This is a genomic window from Gilliamella sp. Occ4-3 (assembly GCF_001690675.1).
In the GTDB taxonomy this organism is placed as follows: Bacteria; Pseudomonadota; Gammaproteobacteria; order Enterobacterales; family Orbaceae; genus Gilliamella; species Gilliamella bombi.
The window spans coordinates 1-13,828 of the sequence record NZ_LZHR01000066.1; the positions used below are offsets into that span (position 1 = coordinate 1).

Here is a 13,828-nt window from a genome sequence, read left to right on the forward strand (position 1 = left end):
CAAATGAAAACACCAATGGCTTAATACGTCAGTTTATACCTAAGTCAGCGGCCATTTCATTAGTTGACGACAAACAGATAAAGAAAATACAATATCTATTGAACACACGCCCAAGAAAACGGCATAAGTTTAAAAGCCCTGCCGATTTTTATTCTAAGGAGTTAAGACGAATTGCACTTCATGGTGTAATCTAGGAATTTTAAAAAGTTTATTTGCTTTTAACGACATAATTTATAATTAACGCTAAAAAATTAAAATGTATAAACTACATAGCATTGCATCCTTAAAAGATAATTATATTTGGATTCTAACCAATAACCAAGCCATAATTATCGATCCTGGGGAAGCCGAACCTGTTATTAATTATATTAATAAACATAAATTAATCCCCCTTGGAATTTTACTTACTCATCACCATATTGATCACACTGGAGGAGTAAACCAATTACAAGCTCAATACCAAGATATTGATGTTTACGGTCCAAGTGAAATCAATTTACCAATTAATTATCTTATCAAACAAGATAAAGTCTGTATTGGTGATTTTAGTTTTGAAGTTATAGAAGTACCAGGGCACACTTTTGGTCATTTGGCATATTATTGCATACCCTATTTATTTTCTGGGGATACTTTATTTTCAGCCGGTTGTGGAAGGATTTTTGAAGGTACTCATGAACAAATGTTAAATTCTTTAAAACATTTAAAACAACTGCCTAATGATACTTTAATCTGTGCAGGTCATGAATATACTTTATCAAATTTAGCATTTGCGTCCCAAATGCTGCCCAATGACAAAAATATCGAAAGCTATTTAGATTCGATTTCTAATAAATTAATAACATTACCGTCTAATTTATCTGACGAAAAAAAATTAATTTATTTTTACGATGTAATGAAACTAAATTACAAAATAAGTTCAAAATTAATAATGAATTAGAATTGTTTGTTTTTTTTAGAAGCCAAAAAGATATTTTTTAGGTATAATGCTAATCTTAATTTAGGTAAAATTTACGGACTAATGAAAAAGTTATTAATATTTACAGCGTTATGTTTGTTTTTAATCGCATGTCAGCATCATGGACCACGATATAATCCTGTTGTTAGAATAAAGTATTCAAAAAACACAGCTAATAATACAAATAGTTCCAGTAATTATGTATCTATCACTCAAAATCCATGGCAATATATGCTGAATCAGATTGAAGCAAATGTTCCAGAAAATAGTCGAGTTAGCGCGGAAAGAGAACGATTATTACGTAATCCTAAAGGTTTTGAAGCCGTTGCCTTACGTTCAGAGCCTTATGTTTATTACATTATTAATCAGCTTCATAAAAATAACTTACCTGCGGAGCTAGCTTTAATTCCTCTTATTGAAAGCGCTTATGACCCACTTGCTACATCCTCTGCTCAAGCTGCAGGATTATGGCAATTTGTTCCTATTACAGCTAAAGAGTATGGACTACAGAGAAGTAGTTCGTTTGATGCTCGTCGAGATCTAATTGCATCGACTAATTCAGCTATTTCACTTTTACAAAATTTAAATAAGCGTTTTGATGGTGATTGGCTATTAACTTTGGCTGCTTATAATGCAGGTGAAGGTCGAGTAAGAAAAGCCATTGAGAGAAATCAGGCTAAAGGTTTACCAATTAATTATTGGTCGCTAGACTTACCAACAGAAACTATGCACTATGTGCCTAAAATTTTAGCAATTATTGATATTGTTAAGAATAATAAACGATATGGAATTAAATTACCTGATTGTAATTATGAAAATTCACTCGTTAGAATTGATATATCAAAGAATATTTCTCTTGCTAAAATTGCTAAATACTCAGAACTATCACTTGATGAGTTAGCTACTTATAATGCTGGATATGTGCAACAAACAGTAAATGGTCCTTTCCATTTGCTTGTTCCTTATGCTCATGCTAAAAGTTTATTCAAAAAGCTACAAGCAGAAAATCTTGTTGTGAATGAAATTACAGAACTTTTACAAGATACTCCTCGTTCTAATATGGCGTTTGAATTTAGAACAAGTTTTATTAAAAATAACAGTATAGTAAGTAAGGATAGTTTTTCCAAAAATGTAAAAAAGATTGTTTATCTTGTTAAAGCAGGAGATAGTCTCTACTCTATAGCTCAAAATTATCGTGTAAAAATTACCGATATCTTGCAATGGAATAATCTAAAGAATTCTAGAGTTCAAGAAGGTGATATGTTGACAATTAATCTTGTCAACGCGAATCCAATCTAAAATTTACTAATAAAGGATTATGATCTGATGCGGTTGTGCTAATAATTTCAGCCGCATTAAGTTGTAATCCTCGATAAAAAACAAAATCAAGTGGTCTGCCCATAAATCTCTTTCGAACATCTACTGAAAAATTAACTGGCTTAAGTTCAATTGAACGAACAAAATGATACAACAAATTTAATCGTTGCCGACTCCATGCATTAAAATCACCCGCCAAAATCACTGGACCAGTATGCTCTTTTATATGATTTAATAGCATGTGTATTTGCTGGCGATAAACTTTCACACCAATACTGAAATTTACGGCATGAATATTAGCAACTAATAACTGTTGTTTGGAATTGCTAATTGGATAAATAGTGATTAAAGCAGATTTAGGGACACGGATTAATGGTTCTTTTTCTCTAAAAGAAAAAAGTGAGATTGGCAAAGAATCTGAAATTGTCATGACTCCAGCATAAATATTATTAAAACAATATGCTGGAACATGATCTGCAATTTTATTGTGCTGTGAAATAAAATTTAGTAACGGCGATGTTGTTTGGGCTTCTTGTAACAAAATAAGTTTAGTCTTATCAACATAGTTTTTGAGTATATCAACGCAATCGGCCCTTTTTAGTTTAAAAATATTCCAAACTAAAATAGAAAACGATGTTTGATCAATTAATGGCGTATTAACTACTATTGATTGATTAGGTAAAACTAACTCAACTTTGTCATCTGCCTGATAACGTAAAGTATAACAGCGCTTTTTAAACATTTTTGGCGTTCAATTTTTCCAAATATTCATCAAAAGATAAAGTATCTCCTTGCTCTTTCTTTATCTGTTTCTCAATAGATAAATGGCGTTGTTGTACAAAATCACCTTCAGTTAATAATGCTAAAGGTTCTACCATAAGTTGTTTTTTATATTGATTTGCTAAAGCTAAACCAAATTCAGCTGTACCTAAATCACTTATTGCTTGTAACGTTCTTGCTGATAAAGTTAATTCTGGTTGATCAAACATTAAATCTAAACGTTCACAAACATTACGATAACGCTGCATATCATCTTGATGATCTAAAACATCAGCAACACGTAACAAATCTTTAAATAATTCGTGACCAACTTTAGATAATGGCTCTCGATTACTTTCACAGCCAATACCAATCTCAAGTCCTGGTTTTCGCCCTTCTATTATAACTCTATTCCAATTCAATTTAGCACATTCAAGTTCTTTACTACTCATCTCTGGTGCTGGTGCTAGTGCACACCAAATTAAAAATAGATCTATAAAACGTATTTGATCTTCAGTAATTCCTATTGGCGAAAATGGATTAACATCTAATGCTCTTACTTCGATATACTCAATACCACCACGCAAAAGTGCATCCGATGGAGATTCCCCTGCCATTGGCACTCGTTTAGGTCGAATAGGTGCGTAAAACTCATTTTCAATCTGTAATACATTATCATTTAATTGGCGATAATACCCATCCACTTTAATTCCCAACTTAGCAAAATCTGCAGACTTTGTGCATGTTGCACGTTTTAGTCCCTCTACATATGTCTCCAAATGGTTAAAAGTAATACCAAGCTGTTTTTGAGCATTATTGGTGTATCCAATATCACTTAATCTTAAAGAAGTTGCATAAGGCAAATAGCAATTGCCATTTGTTTGTTCAATAAAGGCTTGTGCTTTAACTGGATCTTGAATAAATGAAGAACACATTGATGGCGATGCACCAAATAAATAAGGAATAACCCAACCAAAACGATAATAATTTCGTATTAAGGTAAAATAACCTTCAGAAATTACAGCTTTGCCTTCTTCGGTATTTTTAACCCCTTCTCTTGCTTGCCAAAATGCAGTTGGTAGTGAAAAATTATAGTGAACACCTGAAATGGTCTGCATCATTGCACCATAGCGGTTTTTCAATCCTTCACGATAAATCGTTTTAAAGCGACCTTCATTAGAAGTACCATATTGAGCAAGAATAATATCTTTTTCGTTTGCAACAAAACAAGGCATACTTAAAGGCCACATCATTTCATCACCAATATTTACGCTAGCATAACGATGCAAATCGCGCAAAAACGTCAACATATAATCAATATTAGTATTAACTGGCGTGATAAATTCTAACATTGATTCGGCAAAATCAGTTGTTATCCAAGGGTGGGTTAACGCAGCACCAATTTTTGAAGGAAATGGCGTTTTTGACAATGATCCATCAGGCAAAATACGTAAAGTTTCTCGTTCAATACCACGTTGAATACCTTGTAAAATGGTGTAGTGTTTTTCTAACCAACTAAGTGCTTTTGAGACATCAGGAATCATATTTTGCGCTTCCTTAAAATTTAGTTATTTGATATTTATATTAGCATAATTTAAAATTATGCGATGGGCTAATTTATGACAACATTTGGAATAAAAAGCATTATACGTCGTAATATAGCAATCCTAAAAACTATAATTTACTATTTTTATTACAAATAATTCGATCTTAAATACATGGCAACTTAAAAAAATAACAGCTATTTCATGGATAGGAAATAGCACATATAATATTTATCATAAATCTATTTTATTTAAAATCGTTGCAATAAAACTAATACTTCCATATGTGAAGTATGCGGAAACATATCAAATAATTGTACTTTTTGGATTTGATAATTTGGCAGTAACATTAAATCATCAACTAATGAAAATAAGTTACAACTTGAATACATAATATAATTAGGTGCCATTTGTTTCAAATACTGCATAAGTACTTTACCAGCCCCTCGTCTTGGGGGATTTAGTAAAACTAAATCAGGTACATTTTTTTGAGCTGTAGCGTATTTTGTTGCGTCAAATGCTTTGAAGTTTAATTGTTTAAAACCTAATTTTTTTGCTGATTTAGTTGCACACTCTATTGCGTCTGAATTAATTTCAATACCTGTAAGGCTAATATTTTTCTCAGCAACAAGGTTAGCACAACTTAACCCAAAACCACCTACCCCACAAAACATATCCCAAATAGAATGAATAGGTAAATCTGTGACCCAGTCACTTGCTGTTTTATAAAGGCTGCTGGCAACATATGGATTTGTTTGAAAAAAGCTTTTAGGTTTAATAAAAAGAGGAGTGTTATTTAAAGTTATCGGAAGAAATGAATTATCAGTTAAGACTATTTCTTCTTCACCTTCTAAAATAGCCGCATGATTTGGTTGAATATTTATCGAGATTACGTCTAAGTTTTGAATTTTGTCTTGTAATTGTTTAATAGAATCATTTATTTTAGCAACAAACTTGTATGATTTTAAAACAAATCGCAACATAAAGTTGCTCGTACTCTCAATTTTACTTTCAGTAATTATAACAAATTTCAACTCCCCTTTACGCTTATTAATATTATAAGGAATAAGCCCTTGTTTACGAATGAAAGTTCGAACAAGTTTTAAGATATTTTGCATACTGTTTGAGTAAAGAGGACAATCGCATAAATCGACGGCCTCATTCCCCGTTTGTATACCTAAAACGGGCTTTTCAACACTACCTAACACTGCCATCTTTGCTTTATTACGAAAAGCGGTTTCATGACTAGCAAAAGGTTCTTCAACCTTGTTTGGTTTAAATTGGATTAATTGTTGTAATAACTTATTTTGTTTTTCTGCCAGTTGTACATGATAAGGATGTTCAATCCATTGACAAGATAAACACTTTTTTTGTTGGTAAAAGTGACATTGCATTGCGATTAAAGCCTTTTTTATAATGGGTATAATTATATACAGAATATCGAACGAATATAATAATAGTTTTGAATTTTATACTAAAACATATATTTTCCTGAAACTTTTTTACAAAAAATTATAGGAGTATAAGAAAAAGGTATAATTAATTCTCTGGTATAATTTGACGAAATAGTGCTGTATGATAGGATATTGCCATTAATATTAAAGGAAAAAAATTAATGTCTATAAAGTTAAAAACCCCTGCTGAAATAGAAAAAATGCGTATAGCAGGCAAACTCGCTGCTGAAGTTTTAGAAATGATAGAGCCTTATGTTAAACCTGGTATTACTACAGGTGAACTAGACAAGATCTGTTATGAACATATCGTCAATGTCCAAAAGGCTATTCCGGCTAATATTGGTTATCATGGTTATCAACACACCAGTTGTATTTCAATTAATGATGTGGTTTGTCATGGTATTCCAAGTTTTGACAAAAAGTTAAAAGATGGCGATATTCTAAATATTGATGTGACAGTTATTAAAGATGGCTATCATGGCGATACATCTAGAATGTACATTGCTGGTAAGCCAACTATCACAGGTGAAAAATTATGCCAAGTTACACAAGAGAGCCTTTACGAGGCGATTAAAATTATCAAACCAGGCATTCGTTTAAAGGAAATTGGTAAAACGATACAAAAATATGTCGATAAGTTTGGTTTTTCTTCAGTTCGTGAATATTGTGGTCATGGTATTGGTGAAGTCTATCATGACGAACCTCAAGTTTTACATTATGACGCTGATGACGGCGGTGTAATTTTAAAACCAGGAATGACCTTTACCATTGAACCAATGGTAAATACTGGTGACTGGCGTACTCGTACCATGAAAGATGGCTGGACGGTTAAAACCAAAGATCATGGGCTTTCTGCACAATATGAACACACAATCTTGGTTACTGAAAATGGTGTTGAAGTCTTAACATTACGCAGTAACGAAGATTTTCCTCGTATTATTGAACACTAAATAAAGTGGATTCAACAATAGTTTATTGTTGAATCCTTTCGCTTTATTAAATTTCATAAATCTTAATATAATAAAGTATACAATTTACGTCGATAACTACTAGCTAACGGATTACTTGTTCCTAATGCCGCCAATAAATCGAGTAATGTTTTCTTCACTTGCCCGTCACCAGCATTAAGATCTTTTGTCAATGGTTTGAATAACAACTCTAATGCTTCCTCATGACGTCCTACATGCATTAATTGGGAAGACAATTGAATCATTAGTTCAACGTTATCAGGATGTTGAGCAAATTCTGCCTGTAATTGTTGTAGTTCTGGTGAATTAGCCGCTTGTTCAAGTAATTCAATTTCGGCTTGTAATCCATGATAGCTTGAATCTTGATCTTGTAACGGAATAGTTGCCAGCACTTCTTTTGCTTCACTTAGCTGTTTAAGTTCAATTTGTGATTTTATTAGCATTAATGCAATATCGGTTCTCGGTTTACCCAAATGATCGGTTAGTGATTTCCATGTTTGCCGTAACAGTGGTAATGCTTCTTCATATTTAGCTTCATGAAATAAATTTTGAGCTTCAATTAATTTAAGCTCATCTTCATTTGGTAGCACTTTTTCTAAAAAAGTTTTAATGGTTTCTTCGGATTGAGGACCTTGAAAGCCATCTACAGGTTGACCATTTTGAAATAAATAAACAGTTGGAATCGCCCGTAAACCAAATTGAGCAGCCAGCATTTGTTCTTCATCGCAATTAACACTTGCCAAAATAAATTGACCATGATGTTCATTAGCTAATTTAGTTAAAGTTTGAGTCATTGCTTCATAATTGGGACTTCTTGATGACCAAAAATAAAACAACACAGGGGATTGAGAAGATCTTTTTATAATCTCTTGAATATTTTGTTCATTAACATCAAAAATAAATTGATTTTGCATATTATGTCCTAAGAATACTTTGATTCATTATTTATTTTTTAAAATTCTATCCATTAATCTATCAGGAAGCAAACGTTTAGCAATAGCCGCTATTTTTGTCACTTTTGTTACCCTGTAACGTATTTTGGGTTTTTTATGTTCAAGTGCATGGAATAAGTAAGGCAACACAGCCTCAGGCGGTAACGTAAATCGTTTGGCAATAGGTGGATTTTTTACAATATTTTCTTTTTCTATTTGATTAACATTATTTGAAAAATACGTTTTTAATGGCCCCGGTTCAATTAAACTAACTTTAATATTGGTATTAGCTAATTCTAATCTTAGTACATCAGACCATGCTTCTAAAGCATATTTACTTGCTGAATAAGCTCCTCTACCAGGAGTGGCAACAATGCCAACAATTGAGCTGGTTTGTATAATACGCCCTTCATTTTCTGCAAGCATTGCAGGAAGTAGTAACTGAGTTAACTGATGTACACCAAAGAAATTGGTTGAGAATTGAGACTCTAACTGCTCTCGGCTAATTGTTGCTAATCGCCCATATACTCCAAAGCCGGCATTATTAAATAATGCATATAATTGTCCGCCTGTCATAGTTAACACTTCTTTAGCGGCTAAATGAACAGAATCAGGATTATCTAAATCAAGTAATACAGTTTCAAATCCTTGTTCAATTAATTTTTGCTGGTCAGACTTTTTGCGACAAGACGCAATAACACGATAACCACGTTTTTTTAATGCAATGGCTGAAATAAGTCCTATTCCACTTGAACAGCCTGTAATAAAAATTGTTTTCAATTTTTATCTCCGTTTTATTCATATATTGTCAAGCTAATCTTCTGCAATTATGATATCACACTTAAATAGAAGTTACCCAAACTAAGCCAGAGGATCGTATGAAAATCGCTATTATTGCTGCAATGGAAGAAGAAGTTGCCATCTTAAAAAGTAAAATTACCCATTATCAAGTTGAACGCCATTTAGGTTGTGATTTTCATCTTGGTCAAATTGCCGGTTGTGAAATCGTTCTACTTCAATCAGGCATTGGTAAAGTAGCCGCAGCTTCAAGCACAACATTATTATTAAATAATTACAAGGTTGATGCCGTTATTAATACGGGTTCAGCTGGAGGACTTTCAACCGAACTCAATATTGGTGACATTATCGTATCAAAAGACGTATTTTATCATGATGTCGATTTAACCGCTTTTGGTTATAAACCAGGGCAAATGTCCGGTTGCCCTGTTGTATTTGAAGCAAGCCAACAATATCAATCATTAGCCAAATCATGTATAAAAAAACAAGGTGTTAATGCAGTTGAAGGATCAATTGGTAGTGGTGATGCATTTATTAATGGTAAAGATACATTAGAACGGATCAAACAAACCTTTCCAAATGCCATAGCGGTAGAAATGGAAGCCGCAGCAATTGGGCATGTCTGCTGGCTATTTAAGGTACCGTTTGTAGTGGTAAGAGCAATCTCAGATAATGGTGATAATGAATCTGCAATGGATTTTCAGTCATTTTTAAAACTTGCAGCGACACAATCGTCCTTAATTGTTGAATCAATGTTAAGCGAGCTAGCCTAAACTCTTTTGAAAAATAGTATACTGAAATTACAAACAATATTCACTAAACAAGGGTTGACGCCAACCAGTTAGTATTTCTGGTACGTCACCTTTTTTATCAATTTTCCATTTAATATATTGATTAATTAATCGGCGTGAAAGCAACAAATCTTGATTAAGTCCTGTTTTTGATGAAATGATTTGAGCCGCTTTTTTTAATTCATCCGAGATCTTCTTGAAATCGGGATAAGTATTAATTCTACGAATAAGTGGTACCTCGGGTATCGGTTCAGATAAAATATCGAGAATTTTTTGCCCATATAAACGAATTTCTTTACCTTTCATCCCTAATTTATCAAGTTCAGCTAATGAAGACGGTAAATAACGTGCTATTTTCCACAAAACTTCTTCGCGTATAACAAAATTTAAAGCGATATCTTGCTCTTTAGACAATTTATATCGCCAACTTGCTAATTTATACAATTGACCTAGACTTTTCCCTTTCAATTGCCAACTATTTTTAATATTTAGATAAGCGTTGTTTGGATCTATCACTGTACATTTACGAACCACCGCCATTTGGCACTCTTGATAAGCGGCTTGCAAATAATCATTTTCGGTTAATTGTGATTTTAGAATGTTTACTAATGGAAAAAGATATAACACATCATTAATAGCGTACTCACACTGTTTTTCGGTTAATGGTCGTTTTAACCAGTCTGTTCGAGTTTCACTTTTATCTAGCTCTACTTCTAAATATTTTTTTACTAAACTGGCATAACCAGAACTTAACGGATTATCTAAAAAAGAAGCCAATATTTGGCTATCAATAATAGGAGTCGGCACCATTCCAAAGTAATGAAGAAAAACCTCAATATCTTCACTACACGAGTGGAAATACTTTTCAATTTTAGGATTTTTTAAGATCGTTAAAAAATCTTGCCAATCGCTAATAGTGATTGGATCAATTAATGCAGCATGTTTTCCATCAAAGACCTGCAATAGCCCTAAATGTGGATAAAATGTACACGTACGTACAAATTCTGTATCTAATGCAATCGCTGAGCTTTTTTCGATTTTTGAACAAAACTCAGCTAGCTGATCATTATTAACAATAAGTTGATAAGACAAAATAAAATTCCTATTTAGATAAATCTATTTATTGTGTACTTTTTTTAAATACAACATCAATCACCACAATTTCAGAGCGAGTCATTAAGCGAATAGGTGGTCCCCAAAAACCATATCCACTACTTACTATGCTAGTAAAGTTATTATCTTCATTTTGATACAAACCATAAGCGTTTTTATACGTTAATTTTTCAATAAGGTTAATTGGAAATATTTGCCCAGCATGAGTATGCCCAGAGATCATTAAATCAACACCTAAATTTGCTGGTTCAGTAAGATCTTTGGGTTGGTGATCTAATAAAATAACGGGTGTATTTTTATCTGCAAACATCATCAACTCAGCTAATGTAGATCTTTTCACATCATAAAGCACAGAAGAAAAATCATCTCGCCCAATTAATGTAATTCCTATATCATCAAGGTATACAATATCATCTTTTAAAACCTTCATTTTTGCTTGCTTAAAAGCATTAATAATATCCTCTTCGCTATTATTTTGTTTTCTAGTATTTAAATATTCGTGGTTTCCGAAAATAACGTAGGTACCATGTTTCGATTTTAACTGCTGAAATTGTTTATCAAAACCTTGTTCTGTAAAGGGCGCCAAACGTTTATCTAATGTATCACCTGTAATTACAATAAAATCTGCATTTAATTGATTTACTTTATCTATCATTTGCTGAATAAATCCACTCGAAGTTAATTCATTAATATGAATATCACTAAGCTGCACAATACGCAGATTTTCAACATGAGCAGGTTTATCTATTTTTACTTGATAATAAACGGTTTTCGGACTAACTGCCATTTCATGGCTGTAATAAAATAGTGAAAAAACTAAGCTTACATAAACAATTCTAAGCAGTAAGTTAGGCTTTAATTTTTTTTTGCAGAGCAAATAGATCGCATCAAAAATCAATAAAATAAAAATACTACACAAAAATCCAGCAAAAATAATATTAAAAATCAGAGATAGCTTATTAAAAATACCATCTAATGCCCTAGAAAGCACCAGTGATAATCCAGCAATTGCAACAATTAACCAATAGATGATTTTAGAATAACTAGTAAAATGAAAATTGAACCAAAATGCCCATCGTTTACCTAAATAAGCAATCATTAAAATACTGATCACTATCATCATAAATAAAATAGAAAAATAAATAAAACTCATAATTATCTGAACAATTGAAGACGAATAATGATATGATAACAAAATTATTTTTTTTCGTACCAATAACTTTTTATGGATATTAAAAAAGACCAATTATTCATCACACCTATTGAAAAATTGGGGGATTGGACTTTTGATGAGAAAGTTGCCGAAGTTTTTCCTGATATGGTGCAGCGATCTGTTCCTGGTTATTCTAATATTATCTCGATGATCGGCATGCTAGCCGAAAGATTTGTACAACCTAATTCAATGATTTATGATTTAGGTTGTTCATTAGGCGCAGCTACATTATCTATTCGACGCAATGTCCATCAAGAAAATTGCCATATTATTGCGGTTGATAATTCTCAGCCAATGGTTGAACGTTGTAAGCGGCATATTGAATCCTACAAATCAAGCACACCTGTAGATGTAATTTGTGATGATATTTGCCATATTAACATGCAAAATGCATCAATGGTTGTACTCAACTTCACCTTACAATTTTTAACTCCTGAAAATCGTCAACGTGTTTTAAATAATATCTATAATGCGTTAAAACCAAATGGCATTTTAGTCCTATCTGAAAAATTTAGCTTTAGTGATACCTGCATTGATGAATTACTATTTAATATGCATCATGATTTTAAACGTGCTAACGGCTATAGTGAGCTTGAGATCAGCCAAAAACGTAACATGCTAGAAAACGTTATGCTAACAGATACTATCGAAACACATAAACAGCGACTATCTAAAGCTGGTTTTAAACACATTGACACTTGGTTCCAATGTTTTAATTTTGGCTCTATTATTGCCATAAAATAACAGATTAATTTAAGCGTAATTGATAAAGGATAACAGAATGATTGATTTTGGTGATTTTTACCAGATTATCGCAAAAAATAGACTTAGTAGTTGGCTTGAAGTATTACCTGCACAACTCGCAAATTGGCAAAAACAAAACATAGATAGTCGCTTTAATCAATGGCTCAACAGTATTAAACATTTACCATCCATCTCACCTTATCAAATTGATTTATTACATAGTGTTACAGCGAAATCAAAAGAGTCTCTTTCTACGGGTGAACAGCAAAGGATAATGCAATTATTAAAAAATATGATGCCATGGCGCAAAGGCCCTTTCCACTTGTATGGAATTGATATTGATACAGAATGGCGTTCAGATTGGAAATGGGAACGCTTAATTAAACATATTGATTGTTTAGAAGGTAAAATTGTTTTAGATGTGGGTTGTAACAGTGGTTATCATTTATGGCGAATGATTGGCGCTGGAGCAAAACTCGCTGTCGGAATTGATCCTATGGCGCTTTATCTATGCCAATTTGAGGCTATTCGTAAACTACTAGGTAACGATCAGCGAGCACATTTATTACCACTTGGAATTGAACATCTCCCTAAACTTAATGCTTTTGATACCGTATTTTCAATGGGGGTTTTATATCATCGTCGATCGCCACTTGATCATTTATTCCAATTGAAGGATCAATTGGTTGAAGGTGGACAACTAGTACTTGAAACTTTGGTTATTGATGGAGAATTACATCAAGCGTTAATGCCAGGTGATCGTTATGCACAAATGCGTAATGTCTATTTTATACCTTCTACTCCTACAATGATTAATTGGTTGGAAAAATGTGGGTATTCAGATGTAAGAATGGTTGATATATCATTAACTAATTTTGATGAACAACGCAAAACTGAATGGATGACATCAGATTCTCTGGCCAACTTTTTAGATCCAGATGATTCAACCAAAACAATTGAAGGCTACCCTGCCCCAATGCGAGCTGTTTTTATCGCAAAAAAATAATAATATAATAAAAAAAAGCGTTATTAGCTTTATGAATTAAGGTTCCGCTACAGGTTGCCTTGAAATGTAAGAAATCATAGTATCTTAAGTTATATTTGGTTTATTTTTTAATTGACTAACATCTATCACTAAAAGACAAAAAAAGTGTTGTCAAAAACTTTCAGGTAACTATGTGTTTAAATATAATTATTTTATATAAATCATTAATTTTTTTAGAAATAGGAAATAAACAAT

At 32.4% G+C, this 13,828-nt stretch carries 12 protein-coding genes and 2 pseudogenes; 7 read left to right on the forward strand and 7 right to left on the reverse strand.

Going from position 1 to position 13,828, the window contains the following annotated elements:
* The 3 genes and pseudogenes from A9G44_RS13515 to A9G44_RS07410 form a co-directional block, all read left to right on the forward strand.
* A pseudogene (locus tag A9G44_RS13515) lies at positions 1 to 194 on the forward strand (IS30 family transposase); the annotation flags it as partial.
* A gap of 62 nt (positions 195 to 256) precedes the next feature.
* Positions 257 to 978, forward strand: a pseudogene (gloB, locus tag A9G44_RS07405) (hydroxyacylglutathione hydrolase).
* Positions 979 to 1,018: 40 nt separating this feature from the next.
* Positions 1,019 to 2,254 carry a transglycosylase SLT domain-containing protein gene (locus A9G44_RS07410; protein WP_065575305.1) on the forward strand — a complete coding sequence of 412 codons (1,236 nt, stop codon included), beginning with the start codon at positions 1,019 to 1,021 and terminating at the stop codon, positions 2,252 to 2,254.
* Here A9G44_RS07410 and A9G44_RS07415 read toward each other — a convergent pair.
* The 3 genes from A9G44_RS07415 to rlmC all read right to left on the reverse strand — a co-directional run bounded on the left by A9G44_RS07415 (position 2,235) and on the right by rlmC (position 5,969).
* A complete protein-coding gene (locus tag A9G44_RS07415) occupies positions 2,235 to 3,014 on the reverse strand; it encodes an endonuclease/exonuclease/phosphatase family protein (protein WP_065610128.1) in 780 nt (259 codons plus the stop codon). The genes A9G44_RS07410 and A9G44_RS07415 overlap by 20 nt on opposite strands.
* Positions 3,007 to 4,575 (reverse strand): glutamate--cysteine ligase, encoded by a 1,569-nt coding sequence (gene gshA, locus A9G44_RS07420; RefSeq protein ID WP_065610130.1) that lies wholly within the window; start codon positions 4,573 to 4,575, stop codon positions 3,007 to 3,009. Before gshA ends, A9G44_RS07415 begins: the two co-directional genes overlap by 8 nt.
* A 251-nt stretch (positions 4,576 to 4,826) precedes the next feature.
* On the reverse strand, positions 4,827 to 5,969 hold the full coding sequence (rlmC, locus tag A9G44_RS07425; protein WP_065610131.1) for a 23S rRNA (uracil(747)-C(5))-methyltransferase RlmC: 1,143 nt from the start codon (positions 5,967 to 5,969) through the stop codon (positions 4,827 to 4,829).
* 221 nt (positions 5,970 to 6,190) lie between these two features.
* On the opposite strand from rlmC, the gene map reads away from it, so the two are divergent.
* Positions 6,191 to 6,979, forward strand: coding sequence for a type I methionyl aminopeptidase (map, locus tag A9G44_RS07430; protein WP_065610133.1), 789 nt, complete (start codon positions 6,191 to 6,193; stop codon positions 6,977 to 6,979).
* Between the two features lie 62 nt (positions 6,980 to 7,041).
* Here map and A9G44_RS07435 read toward each other — a convergent pair whose 3' ends face one another.
* Positions 7,042 to 7,911 (reverse strand): co-chaperone YbbN, encoded by an 870-nt coding sequence (locus A9G44_RS07435; protein ID WP_065589816.1) that lies wholly within the window; start codon positions 7,909 to 7,911, stop codon positions 7,042 to 7,044.
* 27 nt (positions 7,912 to 7,938) lie between these two features.
* Entirely contained in the window at positions 7,939 to 8,709 is a 771-nt protein-coding gene (locus tag A9G44_RS07440; protein WP_065610135.1) for an SDR family oxidoreductase, read from the reverse strand.
* Between the two features lie 98 nt (positions 8,710 to 8,807).
* Here A9G44_RS07440 and A9G44_RS07445 point away from each other — a divergent pair, with 98 nt between their 5' ends.
* A complete protein-coding gene (locus tag A9G44_RS07445) occupies positions 8,808 to 9,500 on the forward strand; it encodes a 5'-methylthioadenosine/adenosylhomocysteine nucleosidase (RefSeq protein WP_065610137.1) in 693 nt (230 codons plus the stop codon).
* Between the two features lie 27 nt (positions 9,501 to 9,527).
* On the opposite strand, the gene rnd is transcribed toward A9G44_RS07445, so the two are convergent.
* Entirely contained in the window at positions 9,528 to 10,610 is a 1,083-nt protein-coding gene (rnd, locus tag A9G44_RS07450; RefSeq protein WP_065610139.1) for a ribonuclease D, read from the reverse strand.
* A gap of 28 nt (positions 10,611 to 10,638) precedes the next feature.
* On the reverse strand, positions 10,639 to 11,784 hold the full coding sequence (locus tag A9G44_RS07455) for a metallophosphoesterase (RefSeq protein ID WP_143426339.1): 1,146 nt from the start codon (positions 11,782 to 11,784) through the stop codon (positions 10,639 to 10,641).
* Positions 11,785 to 11,856: 72 nt separating this feature from the next.
* On the opposite strand from A9G44_RS07455, the gene cmoA reads away from it, so the two are divergent.
* On the forward strand, positions 11,857 to 12,588 hold the full coding sequence (gene cmoA / locus A9G44_RS07460; RefSeq protein ID WP_065610143.1) for a carboxy-S-adenosyl-L-methionine synthase CmoA: 732 nt from the start codon (positions 11,857 to 11,859) through the stop codon (positions 12,586 to 12,588).
* 37 nt (positions 12,589 to 12,625) lie between these two features.
* The gene (cmoB, locus tag A9G44_RS07465; RefSeq protein WP_065610145.1) at positions 12,626 to 13,594 is read left to right on the forward strand and encodes a tRNA 5-methoxyuridine(34)/uridine 5-oxyacetic acid(34) synthase CmoB; all 969 of its coding nucleotides are present in this window, start codon (positions 12,626 to 12,628) and stop codon (positions 13,592 to 13,594) included.
* Positions 13,595 to 13,828: the final 234 nt, after the last annotated feature.